This is a genomic window from Veillonella atypica, from assembly GCF_041431435.1.
Taxonomy (GTDB): domain Bacteria; phylum Bacillota; class Negativicutes; order Veillonellales; family Veillonellaceae; genus Veillonella; species Veillonella atypica.
This window is the reverse complement of sequence record NZ_JAPVXV010000006.1, coordinates 111,732-127,598: the sequence shown is the minus strand read 5'-3', so window position 1 is coordinate 127,598 and position 15,867 is coordinate 111,732. Positions and strand designations below refer to the sequence as shown.

At 38.9% G+C, this 15,867-nt stretch carries 18 protein-coding genes; 1 reads left to right on the top strand and 17 read right to left on the bottom strand.

Going from position 1 to position 15,867, the window contains the following annotated elements; genetic code table 11:
• From O3598_RS08625 to O3598_RS08555, 15 genes are all read right to left on the bottom strand, one after another.
• Positions 1 to 573, bottom strand: coding sequence for an RNA methyltransferase (locus O3598_RS08625; RefSeq protein ID WP_009661492.1), 573 nt, complete (start codon positions 571 to 573; stop codon positions 1 to 3).
• Between the two features lie 57 nt (positions 574 to 630).
• Complete coding sequence (locus tag O3598_RS08620; protein ID WP_156718462.1) at positions 631 to 1,191, bottom strand: hypothetical protein; 561 nt, start codon at positions 1,189 to 1,191, stop codon at positions 631 to 633.
• 11 nt (positions 1,192 to 1,202) lie between these two features.
• Positions 1,203 to 1,634 carry a DUF350 domain-containing protein gene (locus O3598_RS08615; RefSeq protein WP_005377920.1) on the bottom strand — a complete coding sequence of 144 codons (432 nt, stop codon included), beginning with the start codon at positions 1,632 to 1,634 and terminating at the stop codon, positions 1,203 to 1,205.
• Positions 1,635 to 1,644: 10 nt separating this feature from the next.
• Positions 1,645 to 2,715 (bottom strand): hypothetical protein, encoded by a 1,071-nt coding sequence (locus tag O3598_RS08610; RefSeq protein WP_005377921.1) that lies wholly within the window; start codon positions 2,713 to 2,715, stop codon positions 1,645 to 1,647.
• Positions 2,716 to 2,819: 104 nt separating this feature from the next.
• On the bottom strand, positions 2,820 to 4,127 hold the full coding sequence (locus tag O3598_RS08605; RefSeq protein ID WP_287532567.1) for a glutathionylspermidine synthase family protein: 1,308 nt from the start codon (positions 4,125 to 4,127) through the stop codon (positions 2,820 to 2,822).
• A 14-nt stretch (positions 4,128 to 4,141) separates the two neighbouring features.
• On the bottom strand, positions 4,142 to 4,714 hold the full coding sequence (locus O3598_RS08600) for a hypothetical protein (protein ID WP_227041785.1): 573 nt from the start codon (positions 4,712 to 4,714) through the stop codon (positions 4,142 to 4,144).
• 44 nt (positions 4,715 to 4,758) lie between these two features.
• A complete protein-coding gene (locus O3598_RS08595) occupies positions 4,759 to 5,805 on the bottom strand; it encodes a DUF4178 domain-containing protein (protein ID WP_316586637.1) in 1,047 nt (348 codons plus the stop codon).
• Entirely contained in the window at positions 5,802 to 6,617 is an 816-nt protein-coding gene (trmD, locus tag O3598_RS08590; RefSeq protein WP_287532805.1) for a tRNA (guanosine(37)-N1)-methyltransferase TrmD, read from the bottom strand. Before trmD ends, O3598_RS08595 begins: the two co-directional genes overlap by 4 nt.
• A 113-nt stretch (positions 6,618 to 6,730) precedes the next feature.
• Positions 6,731 to 7,228, bottom strand: coding sequence for a ribosome maturation factor RimM (rimM, locus tag O3598_RS08585; RefSeq protein ID WP_038125200.1), 498 nt, complete (start codon positions 7,226 to 7,228; stop codon positions 6,731 to 6,733).
• Positions 7,228 to 7,635 carry a YlqD family protein gene (locus O3598_RS08580; protein ID WP_005377933.1) on the bottom strand — a complete coding sequence of 136 codons (408 nt, stop codon included), beginning with the start codon at positions 7,633 to 7,635 and terminating at the stop codon, positions 7,228 to 7,230. Before O3598_RS08580 ends, rimM begins: the two co-directional genes overlap by 1 nt.
• Positions 7,636 to 7,649: 14 nt before the next feature.
• Positions 7,650 to 7,877: a KH domain-containing protein gene (locus tag O3598_RS08575; protein WP_004695567.1), complete on the bottom strand. Its 228-nt coding sequence runs from the start codon at positions 7,875 to 7,877 to the stop codon at positions 7,650 to 7,652.
• A gap of 21 nt (positions 7,878 to 7,898) precedes the next feature.
• A complete protein-coding gene (rpsP, locus tag O3598_RS08570; protein WP_005377914.1) occupies positions 7,899 to 8,162 on the bottom strand; it encodes a 30S ribosomal protein S16 in 264 nt (87 codons plus the stop codon).
• Positions 8,163 to 8,220: 58 nt separating this feature from the next.
• A complete protein-coding gene (ffh, locus tag O3598_RS08565; protein WP_005381771.1) occupies positions 8,221 to 9,573 on the bottom strand; it encodes a signal recognition particle protein in 1,353 nt (450 codons plus the stop codon).
• Position 9,574: 1 nt separating this feature from the next.
• Positions 9,575 to 9,898, bottom strand: coding sequence for a YlxM family DNA-binding protein (gene ylxM / locus O3598_RS08560; protein ID WP_005382996.1), 324 nt, complete (start codon positions 9,896 to 9,898; stop codon positions 9,575 to 9,577).
• Positions 9,899 to 10,026: 128 nt separating this feature from the next.
• The gene (locus tag O3598_RS08555) at positions 10,027 to 11,067 is read right to left on the bottom strand and encodes an ankyrin repeat domain-containing protein (protein ID WP_371452387.1); all 1,041 of its coding nucleotides are present in this window, start codon (positions 11,065 to 11,067) and stop codon (positions 10,027 to 10,029) included.
• A 161-nt stretch (positions 11,068 to 11,228) separates the two neighbouring features.
• Between O3598_RS08555 and O3598_RS08550 the strand changes: the two genes are divergently transcribed.
• Positions 11,229 to 12,554: an FAD-containing oxidoreductase gene (locus O3598_RS08550; RefSeq protein WP_316593606.1), complete on the top strand. Its 1,326-nt coding sequence runs from the start codon at positions 11,229 to 11,231 to the stop codon at positions 12,552 to 12,554.
• A gap of 129 nt (positions 12,555 to 12,683) precedes the next feature.
• Here the strand turns inward: O3598_RS08550 and O3598_RS08545 are convergent, their stop codons facing one another.
• Together O3598_RS08545 and O3598_RS08540 are read right to left on the bottom strand one after the other, a co-directional pair.
• Positions 12,684 to 13,211: an ECF transporter S component gene (locus tag O3598_RS08545; RefSeq protein ID WP_119982141.1), complete on the bottom strand. Its 528-nt coding sequence runs from the start codon at positions 13,209 to 13,211 to the stop codon at positions 12,684 to 12,686.
• 164 nt (positions 13,212 to 13,375) lie between these two features.
• Positions 13,376 to 15,550 carry a heavy metal translocating P-type ATPase gene (locus O3598_RS08540; RefSeq protein ID WP_371452384.1) on the bottom strand — a complete coding sequence of 725 codons (2,175 nt, stop codon included), beginning with the start codon at positions 15,548 to 15,550 and terminating at the stop codon, positions 13,376 to 13,378.
• Positions 15,551 to 15,867: the final 317 nt, after the last annotated feature.

Here is a 15,867-nt window from a genome sequence, read left to right as displayed (position 1 = left end):
CTATTTATTCCACCATGCTTCGCCCCGTAATCGATCCAAGATGATTGAAACGGCACTACGCACAGATAAATGATTGTATTCACCGTGGCCATATATAGGTTCTAAAATATAGTCAAAGCTTTCCATCGTTTCTTTTGTCATACCATAACCGGTACCAAATAATACTAACACAGGGCGGCCCTCATTTTCAAGATGTTCACGCATCCGTGCATAGGAAATTGTATTATCATAGGTCCGAGCATCGGTAGTTGCTATGATGGGTTTCACCCCTTCTAATTCCTCGATAGTACGCACTGCCACAGCGATAGAATTAACGAGTTCAACGCCTGTGAAAGCATCTTTTCTATCTGGATTATAAGTACTACCAAAACCAGATTTCCAATGTTCCATAATGGTAGCCGCTAACTCTCGTTGAGCTGGGATATTATGAATCACAAAATATTTAGACACATCATAGGTAATAGATGCGCGCGCAATATCGTGAATATCATAATTTGTAATGGCCGTCGTTATTACCTCTTTATGTTTATTCATAATAGGATAATGAACGAGTCCAATATATAAATTCGCCAATACTATATCTCCTAAATCTTAAACAACTTTTATCAATACATAGTACCACCATATCCATTACGAAGCACTAGACCGTGCACCAGCACTACCAAATCCAGACTTTTGCCCTATAGATGATGCTTTCTTACTTCTATTATTCTCATAACTACGAAAGGTTCTTCCACCTCCATAGCCATGTATAGTTGATCCTGATGACGTATATTCATTAGGTTGTTCATACGGTTTTAATGGCGATACCGCGCGATATGTCATAGTTCGTCCATCCATACGTGCCGTAGGAGGATTAAACCCATGAAACATATAATACCCAGCTGCAATAGTTGGTAACAAACTTGCCAAACCAGCATCCCACACTAAGTTTCCACCATTATCACGGTGAAAGGTAACTGAACGATTATCGTCATACAAGGCGGTTTCTTTTCCATCGCCATGGTTTAAAAGAGAATACCGATTACCTTGACTATCCTTTAATCGAACCTCCCCTTCATTTGCCTCTGGATAAACCTTATCACACACAGCATAGGAGATATCGTTCCAGTATGAATACATACCTACAAGACCAGCAACTGCGGCGAAAGCACCTGTAAGGTATATGGTTTTCTTACTTGGCTTATACATAAAACGCTCCCTTAGTGCACAGCACCGCTAATAACAAGAGCAAGACCAACGAAAATGCCAAATACAAGAATACCAGCCGCTGTATTACCACGCATAATTTCTTCGGATAATTTATATTTACGATGCCAAATATTGATAAACATATAGCCCGTTACAAATAGTATAATACCTAGCACAGCGTATACAACACTGGCTACAATGCCATGTAACAGGGACGTATCAGCCGTAGTCACGGCTGGTGACATAATAACAGCGCGCAAAATTTCACCGATACCGATAAATGATCCCGCTGAAAGCCACGCCACAGCACAGTTACCACGCTTAATTTCTTCACTAAATTTTCCAGGCACGAAGAAATCGATAACCGTGTTCGCCGTTAACATCAGTATAATGCCAAAACAAGCATAAAAAATTGTCAATAATACATCTGGTATATAAATCATAATAAGCCTCCTAATAATATAATTTTGTATTGGATGTGTTGTTAGAGTTGCTGGTAGGATACAATCGTTCGCGTCCCGTATTATCCCCTAGTCGAACCATGGTCGCATAGTTATCTAGTATATGAGAGCTGATTAATGTACGATCAATAATTTTCCAATCCTCTTGTGTTAATTTTGATTGTTCACATACCTTAACCCTAGTTTGTCCATCCGTATTAGTGATGAGATACACCAAGTCCCCAGAATAAAATACAATAACTTCATGTCCCTCTTCTAAGTTATCCCGCTCATTCTTAATATCACCATTCACAGAATCAATCAAGTCTAATGCGGTACTAACAGGATCTAGTGTAGACGTGTATACATAGTCGCTATCCGAATCTGTTTTTGTATAATATGCAGATGTGTCATGCATATGTTCTTTTACCGTGTAAGGCACTCCAAACATAGCGCGTATACTATGCCAAGACAAATCATTGTCCGACCAAAATAAAAATAGTAAAAATAGTACACCATACCCCACGCCAACAGCAATAGATCCAAACCTCTTTTTCATTGATTTGTTACGCATCTTTTGCTTAATAGCTTGAGCGGCTGCATCATTACAAAGACGAATGTTCGCCAAGGGCACTCGTGATCCTTCGGCAAACATTTTTTTACCTTCAAACCACTCTTCTTCAAAGAATACACTAGCACCACCTTCACAAGGTAGCTGATATTCTCGATATCCTGCACGGTCCCCTACGGAGGCACCACTTTCACCATCCACATCGACAACCTTTTCTAAACCGATTTGATGTAATGTAAAATCTTTTCCCGGCCGTGTATGAAAGGATGTTCTAGATACGGTACACCATTCATTATCATTATACTCAATGGTTAACCATATTTTATCGATTCCCTCAACAGCCTCTAGTCCATATTCATGCCAATAATCACCAGGTGATTTTGTCATAGACGGCTGGCCCCTATAGGATTGTTCCTTATCTGCTTTTGGAATAATCTCTATATATTTAATTTTCTCAGTGATTACATAACGGCTGCCATGAACCTCTAAGACATCATAACAATTAAACTCCATACGCACCCTCTCTAAAGTAGACATAACCACAACTGCTGCGAAGTACACCTATTATCCTTTGTTTAACCATACTCTATATGGTCAAAAATTACATAGTATTTCTCTTACTCTATTAGTAATGGTACAAAGTATGCTTCTGTACCAGCTATCTCTTCCGGAGAAAAACGGCATCCTACCGCGGAGGCTTGATCGCCAAGCATAAAACAGGATAAGGTTAAAAATCCATCTTTCACTCCACAATCCACTGTATGAGTAAAACGTTTCTGCTGTATAAAGTCTTGATACATCACCTTTTTACTATCGCGACAAACAATATCGTCATAGTTATCAACTAGCTTTTCCATGTAAAGCTCAGATGTATCACCACGCTTTTGAACAACTTGTACATGCCTTCCTTCACGGCCCCAAATTTCCTTTTGAATATAAAGGCCATCATCAAGAGCTGAAAAATCATTTTCAAAATAGGATGGTGCCAAATAACGCTCGATGATATCTCGATCTGGTTTTGTAAAAAATTGATCTGTTAAATACAATGCATATACTAAGGACATAAAGGATTTATTTTGTAGAATAATGGACTCTGGCGGATTAAAAAGAGCGAATGTATCATCCTCGTACAAATCTAAGAACATTTCACCCAAAGGTTCGCCATCTGGTGTTTGTTCATCAATCAAAAGTTCCATGGGATGCAATCGATATAATAGAGTCGCATGACTACCATCTTCTAAAGGAATGCCCTCATCATCAATCTTCATATCATAAAAGGATATGAATCGCGTGTCTGCCTCAGGACAGGCTGTTTTTAGCTCATTCATAAGAAACTGTGTTGTTCCATAATCTTCAAAATAATCATGAAAGCAGGAGAATACAAAGGGATCCTTAGGTAGGCGCTCTCTATTTGCCCGCATAGATTCATATTGGTTTCTACCATACTTAGCAGATAAAACAGCATCATACATGCGCTTTAAAAATGTATGTAATTCTTTTTGGCATTCTATATTAGGATGTTTTCGTCCTACATAATTAGCTGCTACTTCATTGGCATAATAGCTTTCAATAAGAAAACATGGCGTATCTGCATTAAGTTCTACCATCCGCAAATTACCATTTACATCGAGAACAAAATCAAAGCGTGATAACCATGTCGGTAACCCTAAGGCATTCGACTTATGTAAATAAGGAATTAAATTGTCTGGCATATCCATATTTCGAGCAAAGTCATCTGGTGCCATTTGAAATACTTTTGCAGCTTTACAAAATATTTGAAATAATCTACGTGAAGCATGGCGAATTTCATCGTAAAAGTCGGATGAAAAGGCCTGCATAGACAAGGAAGGATACCGATCATCATACCCTTCATATTCCACGAAATTAAATATATTTCTATCAAGCTCATCAATATAGGATTTCATTGTTCATCCTTTCATTAAGAGGCACCGCTCGAAGTTCGAGCCCCTACACTACCAAAGCCATACTTTTCACCAATTCTATGTGCTCGATTACTCGTTTTAGTATTGTAACGATTTCTAGTCATTTCATTAATAGTTCTAGCCACTCTTGCACTATTAGATTTACTAGCGCCTGTACTTGCATCAAAAGGGGTAAGAGGTGATGTAGCGCGATAGGTCATACTAGGTGCATCCATATATGCCGTTGGAGCTGAAAAACCATGAAATGCATAGTATCCTACCGCCAAAGTTGGAATCAAACTGGCTAAGCCTGCATCCCATATAATATCACCCTTCTCATCACGATGAAAGGTAACAGACTTCTCAGCATCATCATAGAGCGCCGTTTCTTTTCCATCACCATGATTAATCAAGGTATAGCTTTTACCTTCATCATCAATGAGCCGCACTTCACCATTATTCGATTCTGGTTTGACCACATCACATAGAGCATAGCTAACATCGTCCCAATACGAATAAGCGCCTACTAGGGCTGCTATAGATGTAAAGGCTATGGCTATGTAAACAGTATTCTTACTTGGTTCATACATATAATATTCCTTCGTTTGATTTCGTAACTGAAATCAATACTATATCAATCTTTTATTATATTTGATAACGTCTTACGTCCCTGCTTATTCTTTAATTCCACCATATACGCATATCGTAACAATATTTCACTGTCATTTCTAATAGTCGCTATGCGTGTATTCTCCGAATCTGACAAGTTTTTTAATTCTCCCACTTCAACATACGTAGTGCCATTAACCACACTAATAACAGATACCTCTTTAGTCGTATAAATGACAATCCATCGCTCAGGAGACCTAGTGTCTTGTTTAATGGTATAAACCTTGCCATACACAGCATCGATAAGATCGATAGCCGTTGCATTTGGATCTTGCTTTGACGTATATACCATCAAACCGTCTTTTGTGCCTTGCGGTTCATAATAATAGGAATCTTTAATGCGCTCTTCCATGGTATATGGGAATCCTACTTCATCACGCAATTCATGCCAAGTCATATCTCCTACGAATAAATATCCCAAAAAGAATAAAATAATTCCCCAACTCAGACCCAATCGTGTCCATTCTTTTCTCCGTGCTGCATTACGAATCTTTTTACTCGCTGTTTGAGCAGCCTGATCTCGCCGTCGATGTACATCCGACAAACGAATCCTCTCACCTTGAGCCTGATCCGTCAAACCACCATGCCAGTCCTCAATAAAGAATACATAGGTCTTATCATTTTTAATCGTTCTATATTCTTTATAATCGGCCTTATCACCGCTTCTAGCTTTACTTTCACCCTCAACAGACATGACGCGTTGTAAGCCTTTATCGTACAGTTTATATCCTTTAGGCGGCGTTGAACGTAAAATAGTCTCTGAAAAGGTACAATAGTCTTTTTCCCCATTTACAATGGTGAGCCATTTTTTATCTCCACCATCCACTGGCATAAGACCATATTCGGTCCAATTCTTAGCCCCTTTATGAGTACCTAGTTCATTATTATACATTTCATCATTAAGAGTATAATTCACTGTCTTTTCTATGATGAATTCTTGATAGGAGATAACTTCAGTAACTACGTATCGCTTTCCCTGAATCTCTACAACATCATAACACTTAAAATTCATAGCCTAGACTCTTCTTCAACAATTTCTTTTAAAAGTTTAATTTCCTCTTTTGTTAATGGTCGTTCCAATAAATCGGGCCGCAACAATCGTGTCCGCTTTAAGGCTTCCTTTTGTCGCCATGTGGCAATGTTTTTATGATGACCGCTACGCAATATGTCAGGAACAACCCATCCTCTGAATTCTGGGGGCTTTGTATATTGAGGACATTCTAATAAAGGCTCATAAAAGGAATCCTCTTGGGCCCCACTAGCTGCGCCTAATACACCGGGAATCATTCGAGCCACTGCATCGGCTACAACCATAGCTGGCAACTCGCCACCTGTTAACACATAGTCACCAATGGAAATGGTTTCATCTACTAAATGTTCCTCTACACGATAATCAACACCTTCATAATGGCCACATACGAGAATCAGTTGATTATAAGTTGCTAGTTCTCTAGCCTTTTCCTGTGTGAAAGGTTGACCCGTAGGACCCATAAATACAATGCGACGACGTATACTTTCACTAGGATTACCAATGAGGCTCATCTCATCACACATCTCATCCGTTTCGTAGGCACCATTAATAGCACTATCATAGTTAGAGGCAACAGATTCTACGGCCTCAAAAATAGGAGGCGCCATCATGAGCATGCCTGCCCCACCACCATACGGTGTATCATCCACTTGTCCATGTTTATTATGACTAAAATCGCGCGGATTCGTCACAGCCATATCTAGCCGTCCCGCCTCTATGGCTCGTTTTATGATGGAATGACTAAAGAAGGCATCAAAAAACTCTGGAAACAAGGATATAATATCTATTTTCACAACAGGCCTCCCCCGAATACACTTATTATTATCATAAATCTATATATAGCTATCTTATAATTAATTCTATCATAAGACACCTATAAATAGATATAAAAAACCGCCTAAATGGATTATACCCACTCAGGCGGATCAACGATCATCATGCGTTTGTCCATATCGATGTCAATGATAACATCATCAATGGCTGCAAACAATTGATCTGGTTCCCCTTCTTTGGAAACCACATATACATCATTAGCTCCCGGTTGTAATACATCCGTCAATGTACCAAGTACATTGCCCTTTGTATCTTGCACCTCAAGGCCAATCATATCAAAGATATAGTAACGGCCTTCTGGTAATTCTACCAAATCTTCACGACGTACTTGAATCTCTTTCTTAGAGAATAATTCAGCGGTGTTGCGATCAGGAATTTCCTTAAACGAAGCTAATACGAATTGTTTATGAAATCGTGCGGATGCAACGTGGTATTCTTTACCATCGATGTAACAGGCATCCATATGCATGAACCGTTCTGGAAAATCGGTTCTAGGCATAATACGAAGATCACCCCGCACGCCGTGCGGGGCGATGATAACACCTATAGTGATGAAATCGTTAGGCTTCATTATTGACGAAACGCAACGATTTTACCGTCTTCTAATAGGATTTCAGCGCCCATCATGGCATCCAAATTATCCCCGATTTTAACGGTAACTGTTTGCTCTAATGTACCTTGAGGAATTTCAGTCCCCAATGTCAATTCTTGAGCGTCTTTCAATTTAGCTGTTACTTCTTCTTTGAAAGCCAAGCGTTTATTTTTCTCTTCGTCGATTTGTTGACGAATTGCAGTAAGACTTGTCGCATCAACTTTAGCTGCATCAGCTAAAATACGTTGAGCTTGAAACTCAATTGCTTCCAAATCTTTATTCACCATATCAAGGCGAGTTTCAAGATCGGATACAATTTTCGCTTTCAAATCTTCTGTTACTTTTGCTTTTACTGCTACAGGGACACGTAATGTCATTTCTTCCATTGGAACACTCCCTTTTAGACAATATCAACAGATATCTTTTTGTTCTCTTTAATAGCCGCCGCTTTCACCACAGAGCGAATTGCTTTTGCAATTCGACCTTGCTTTCCGATGACTTTACCCATATCCTCTGGAGCTACATGAAGCTCATAGACCTCAACATTGCCCTTTTGGACCATGGTAACAGAAACGGCATCAGGCTGCTTCACTAATGATTTCGCAATTAATGAAATTAATTCTATCATCACAGTATGCCTCTCTATTAATTACTTTTTAGCGTCTGCAAATTTTTGCATAACGCCTTGTTTTTTGAACAAGGAGCGAACAGTGTCAGTAGGCTGAGCACCTTTAGCTAACCAAGCCAAAGCTTTTTCTTCGTCTACATTAACGATAGCTGGTTGTTTAGTAGCATCATATTGACCAATTGTGTCAACAGGACGACCTTCACGTGGAGCACGTGAGTCAGCAACTACGATACGGTAGAAAGGAGCTTTTTTAGCACCTAAACGAGTCAAACGAATTTTTAACATGTGGGATTCACCTCCTTATAATGATGTGCTGGACAGGTTCAGCGCCCCTGTCCATGTATTACATAAACGGTAATTTTGGCATTCCAGGGAAGCCACCCTTACCGCCACGCAATCCTTGTAAACGCTTCATCATCTTCCGCGCTTCTTCGAATTGTTTTAATAAGCGATTGACGTCTTGTACTTGTGTACCTGACCCCATCGCAATACGCTTACGACGAGAACCATTTAAAATATTTGGATCTTGTCGTTCTGCAGCCGTCATGGATTTGATGATAGCCTCAATGCGACGTACTTCTTTACTATTCAAATCAAGATCTTTTAATTGATCCTTAATTTGACCCATGCCTGGTAACATGCCAATAATATTTTGCAATGGTCCTAACTTTCTCACCTGATTCATCTGTTTCAAGAAATCATCTAAGGTGAAATTGTTTTTCGCCATTTTTTGCGCCATTTCACGAGCTTCTTCTTCATCAATAGCGCCTTGTACGCTTTCAATAAGAGTTTTGAAATCCCCTAAATCGAGGATACGAGAAGCCATACGGTCTGGATAGAATACATCGAAACCATCCATTTTTTCGCTTACGCCCGTAAACTTGATTGGCAAACCGGTTACAGCCTTAATAGATAATGCAGCACCACCGCGCGCATCACCATCGAGTTTAGTAAGGATAACACCGTCAACGCCTAATTTTTCATTAAACGTTTGTGCTGTCGTCACCGCGTCCTGACCAATCATAGAGTCTACAACGAGTAGAATTTCATGAGGTCGAACAGCAGCTTTAATGTTGGACAACTCGTCCATGAGAACTTCGTCAATAGCCAAACGACCTGCTGTATCGATGATAACAACATCCTTCAACATATGCGTGCTTTGCTCTACGGCACGACGCGCAATATCTACTGGATTAGCTCCTGGTGTTTCATCAGCAAATACAGGGATATCGATTTGCTTACCTACTACTTGCAATTGCTTAATCGCTGCTGGACGGTATACGTCGGCTGCAACAAGCATTGGATGTTTACCTTGTTTGCGAAGGTATACAGCCAATTTACCAGCCGTAGTCGTTTTACCAGCACCTTGTAAACCAACAAGCATAATAATTGTTGGAGGCTTACTGGAAATCATGATACGGCTTTGCGTACCACCTAGGAGAGCTGTCAACTCATCATTAACGATTTTAATAACCGTTTGAGCTGGGTTCAAGGATCCGAACACCTCTTCACCAAGGGCCTTTTCTTTAATGGATTTAACGAAATCTTTCGCCACCATAAAGTTTACGTCCGCTTCTAAGAGAGCAGTTCGTACCTGACGCAACGCAAGATTGACATCTTCTTCTGTAATTTTGCCCTTACCTTTTAAGGATTTAAAGGCGTCTTGCAGTTTTTCTGACAAACTATCGAATGCCATATTATCCCTCCATTTGCGTCAATAATTGTTGTACCCGCGATTGTGAAAGCACATCCGCTGGCAACGTATCTTTTAATTCATTTATCACTTGTTCTCGTGCCTCATATTGAGCCACCAAGTGTAATTTAGATTCATAGTCATTCAAAATATGACGTGCACGCTGTAAATTATCATGTACAGCTTGCCTAGATACGCCAAGCTCCTCAGCAATTTCTCCAAGGGACATATCATCTTCGTGGTGAAGTTGTAAGGACATGCGTTGCTTATCCGTCAACAATGGCCCATAGAAATCAAGGAGTAAACTGATAAGTACTCGTTCTTCCATTTCGCCACCTCCATCACTGTCAAGTCATATTACTTTACACATACTACAGCATAAAAAAAGATGTGTCAAGTAGAAATACTTAACACATCTTTTTACACTTTTATTTTCTAAAATTCTTTTGAGATAGATTAATACCATCCACGTTTTTCATAAAATTTACGGTCTATAGGCATAACTAGTTGTTTATTATTGGAGGCATCAATCGCAATAATTTCCATTGGTTCACCATCAAACAAATTGATATCGAAAGCATATGTACTCGAGACGCCTAAGCTCATTAAATAATTAGGTGAAACTTCTTGCGCATGATAAATCTGTCCATTCTTTCGAATAACTAAATTTTTAATGTAACTTGGTATTACGCCATATGTCTCTGACCACGGCACTATATAAACCTTATCTTTATTAGCTAAAATCTCTGTTTTTGCCTCATCTGTAAATGGAATAAAAGTTTGCACTTCTTCGTAGTAACCATGCCTATATAAACTATATGGAGTAATTAGATTCAAACGGATTCTACCTTTCTCCACACCAAAAACCATCGTTTCAGCCAATCCGGTGAAGAAGCCTTTTCCTTTTTCATATAATGGATACGATAGATGCTCACCTTTTTTTGCATCTTGCTTTGCTTTTATTTGATCCGCTGGAGATAACTGAGACAGTATTGTTTTTGAATTGATATCTATTGTATTGATATGTGTACTTCCAGCATCGACAGGTTTTATATTTGTAGGAGTTAATAAGACTAAAGCATCATGGTTTCCCAAATTCTTGGCCATTTGTCTAACTGAAATTCCCATATACTTAGTATTTACATCTCCACCTGCATCAACTAATAATTTAATAGCCTCATTATTTGATACACTTACAGCTAACATAAGAGGTGACATAGCAGGCCTACCCCCTATACTTCCACCCTTATTAACATCCGCGCCTGCATCTATTAATTGTTTTAAGGCTTTATTATTCATAGCCCCCACAGACGCAAAAACTAAAGTTTGCCCCTGAACTAATGTTGCATTTGGATTTCCTCCTTCAGCTAAATATTGGGTTACTTTATTTTCATCACCTACTTGAATAGCATTAGCTAATTCCGGTACAGTTACATTTGCCATTACTAAAGTTGAACTTAAAGCAAATATAATACTTAAACCAACTATCCTCTTCATAATACCTCCAATACACACACAGCCATATTTTCATCTTATTTTCATTATACCTATAGTATTTAGGAGTTGTAAATATAAAGCTTATTTTATTACCCAATACAACTTTATGTGCTATAATAAATATATCTAATATTTTCAATATAAAAGATAGGAGGTATTGTATGAATACCAAACATTATGATCTTATTGTCCTAGGTTTCGGCAAAGCCGGTAAAACATTAGCAGCTAAATTTGGCTCCATGGGCAAAGCCGTAGCTATGATTGAAGAAAATCCACTCATGTATGGTGGTACATGTATTAATATCGCATGTATACCTACTAAAACGATGATTATAGCCGCATCAAAAGGCTTATCTTACGATCAAGTATTAAACCAACGCGAGGTAGTTACATCTCGTTTACGCAATAAAAACTTCGCTATGCTAGACACAAATGAACATGTCGATGTATATACTGGACATGGTGAATTCATTAGTAATAAAGAAATCGCCGTTACAGCTGGGGAAGACAAAATCATCTTATCTGGTGAAACAATTATTATTAACACTGGTGCTGTAGCGATTAAGCCTAACATTGATGGCATCAGCGCAGCAACAGGCTTCTATAACAGCACAGAAATTCAACAATTATCGCCTCAACCAAGTACACTAGGCGTTATCGGTGCGGGTCCTATCGGCCTTGAATTTGCCAGCCTATATGCTAAACTAGGTACAAAGGTAACAGTATTTAATATTGAATCTAGCATCTTAAAACGGGAGGAACCGATTGTACAAGAATTAGCTAACGAGTACTTGACTGAGCAAGGTATTACTATTCTTAACGATATAACATTAAACTCTGTATCTAATGATGGCAACAAACCTGTTATTACTGCAAACAGTCAAAACTATACATTTGATGCCGTTTTATATGCTACAGGTCGCAAACCAAATACAGCTAACATCGGTTTAGAAAATACGGATATTATTACTAACGAACGCGGCGCTATCGTAGTGAATGATACATGTGAAAGCTCCGTTCCTGGCGTATATGCAGTAGGCGATGTAAACGGTGGTCCTCAATTTACGTATATTTCTCTCGATGACTTCCGCATTGTATGCGGTGCACTTACAGGAAATGGCCAATACACATTAAAAGATCGCAAAAATATTCCTTACACAACATTTTTAACACCGCCACTGGCTCGTATAGGTCTCACAGAAGAAGATTCTATCAACAAAGGCTATACAGTTAAAACTAAAGAAATGCTCGTAGCCACCATGCCAAGAGCTCATGTAAACGACTATTTAAAAGGTGCTTTTAAAATTGTAGTAAATGCAGATAACGATTTAATCCTCGGTGCTACACTTTATTCTCAAGGTGCTGAAGAGTTGATTAATCTCATTAAAATGGCTATGGATAACAACATTCCATATACATACTTCAAAAATCAAATCTTCACACATCCTACCATGGCAGAAAACCTAAACGACCTTTGTAACTTTTAATGCCATAAACAAAATCAATAAACAAATGATATAAAATGAAAATAAAAGGGCGTTCATTAGCTTATATATATGCTAATAAGCGCCCTTTTACTATTTAGAGAAATAAGATGCGATTTAAATTATTCTCTATTAGTTTTTTGTAAATAATCTACGTACTACCTTTTGTAGTTTTGGTGTCAATATAATAGCCACCACAATACCTGCAGCACTTGTAATTAAGGAGTATTGAATTTTGCTAGCTGCTACGGCTGCACTTTCAAGAACAAACCACCATGCTAAGAAATAGCCAAATGCAGTCCAAATTGTACCAATAATAAGAGCAATCAAAATGCGTGTAAAGGATGCTGTCGGCTTTGTAATGGATGGTGGCAAGTAACCTGCTGTCATACCACCTACAATAAGACCTGCAATACCTTTAATAAAGAAAGAGAATACAATGTATTGCGTATGTCCACCAAAAAGATCAAATAATGCGGAACCAATAGCCGCACCTAAACCACCATATAAACCACCAAAGAGAATAGATGTGGTAAAGAGAGCAGCGGAACCTAAATGAACCATGGCCCCACCTGGTATTTCAATGCGAATCGTTGTTGCTACTGCACATAAGGCAGCAATAAAGCCTATATATACAATATCACGAGTCTTTAATTTCATAATCAAGATCCTTTCTTCCTATTATCAATAACTATACTCAGTATAACAAATCATACACTATTTAAAAATACCGGCTTTATAGGAATTAAATATGACACCCAAGTAAAACAAAGCACCTATACAACTGCATAGGTGCTTTATCAATATTATAACTTATTTGCCGTTTAAATCTTAGCGCGTTTTAAGCGAAGTGAATTACTTACTACTGTAACAGAACTAAATGCCATCGCAGTACCTGCAATCATAGGATTTAAGGCACCTACAGCAGCCAAAGGAATACCAATGCAGTTAAAGATCAATGCCCAGAATAAATTTTGTTTAATATTAGTCATCGTCTTACGGCTAAGGCGTACAGCTTGTACCAATGTATGCAAATCATTGCGTACCAAAACGATATCTGCTGCTTCTACGGCGATATCTGTGCCACTACCGATAGCAAAACCGATATCTGCAGTTACAAGAGCTGGAGCATCGTTGATACCATCGCCAACCATACCAACTACAAGGCCTTTATCTTGCAATTCTTTTACCTTGCTAGCCTTATCTTGAGGCAACACTTCAGCAATTACATGAGTAATGCCTGCTTGTTTTGCAATATATTGAGCTGTACGGCGATTATCACCGGTAAGCATCCATACATCGATGCCTTGAGACTGTAGTTCTTTTACAACCTCAATAGTTTCAGGACGCAATTCATCTTCTACAGCCCATAATGCACTGATGACACCATCTACAGCGAGAACAGATACAGATGCACCTTGTTCTTCAAAATGTTGAATATCATCTTGCACCTTAGATAAATCATAACCGAGTTCACTCATCCAACGGCTATGACCAAGTTGTACAGATACACCTTGGTAAGCACCTTGCAAGCCTTTACCCGGTACATCGCCAAAGCTTTCAAGTTCAACAGCCTTCCCCTTGTAGCCATGATCTTCACCATAATAAACCATAGCCTTAGCAATCGGATGCGATGTGCCGCTTTCAAGAGCCATCATGATGGACATGTTCACACTTTCATCACCACTATAGTTTTTGAATTCCGTTACATCGAGCACGCCTTGTGTAAGAGTACCTGTTTTATCCATAACGATAGCATTGAGTTTACCGGCTTTTTCAAGATATTCCGCACTCTTGATGAGAACACCATGTTCTGCGCCAAGGCCAGAACCTACCATGATGGATGTCGGTGTAGCAAGGCCAAGCGCACATGGACAAGCGATTACTAGAACAGCGGTCGCATTAATAAGGGCTACATTGATAGAATCGCCTACAATAAAGTACCACACGAGACCAGTTAGTACAGCAAGGCCAATAACAGTTGGTACAAAGTATTGAGCCACAATATCCGCAATACGTTGAATGCTTGCTTTAGATGTTTGAGCTTCCTCTACGACCTTGATAATTTGAGATAACATCGTGTCGCTACCAATGCGCTTTGCTTCCATTGTGAAAGCACCACTTAAATTGATAGTCGCCCCAATAACCTCAGAGCCCACTTGTTTTTCTACAGGTAAGCTTTCACCTGTAAGCATAGCTTCATCAACAGTAGAGTAACCTTCTGTAATAGTACCGTCTACAGGAATCTTTTCACCGGCGCGCACTTGTAATACATCGCCAGCTACCACCTTAGAGGTAGGAATATCTACAAATTCACCATCTCGCAATACATGAGCCGTTGCCGGTTGCAAAGCAATTAGTTTTTGAAGCGCTTCAGACGTACGCCCCTTGGCTACCTCTTCTAACAATTTACCTAGAAGGATAAATGTGATAAGCCATGCAGAGGTTTCAAAGTAAATACCATGAGGACCAAGTTCTGGATGGAACTGCCAGTTATAAATACTAAATAGATATGCCACAGTCGTACCCATCACAACGAGGACATCCATCGTAAGAGCCCCATTCTTTACGGCACTCCATGCACTCTTATAGAACATGAGCCCCGGGCCAAATTGAGCGATAGTGGCTAATACAAATTCAACCCAAACCGGCAACGCTTGAATACCAAAACGATGCAAGGTCATGTTGATCATCATCGGTACCGCCATACAAGCCGCAATAATAAGGCGTGTAATATGTGGTTTTAAATTAACCTTTTCTATTTCTTGTTTCGTTTCATCCGCTTCAGTAGCACCAAAACCGATATTCGTTATGGCATCGATAATTTGTTGTGGTTCTACGGTAGCGCCATCCTTAAACTCTACACTCCCCTTACGGGTTAGTAGGTTAACCTTTACAGAAGCTACGCCATCCACCTTGGATACGACGTTTTCAACACGTTTTACACAGGCTGCACAATGCATGCCCGTAATGTCAAACTCTTGTTTTTTTGTACTCATATATAACTTCCTTCAAAACAATTCAAATCAGAGATTCATAAAATATGATAAATACAGTATATTTGTAATATTTATCACATGAACTAATACTCATATATCTACTATTTATAATAACATAGATTCTCAATTCGTCAATATCCTACTAAAACTAGAGGGTTATTCCTTTTCTGTAAGGGAATTAATAATTGCGATTGTAGCGCTATATATTGTGTAAATAAATATATATATTATTAAACATTATCGCTCATAATCTATACATTACCTTTATAAATAGCTTATAATAAAGTGATGATGATGAATAAATACTATAGTGGTAG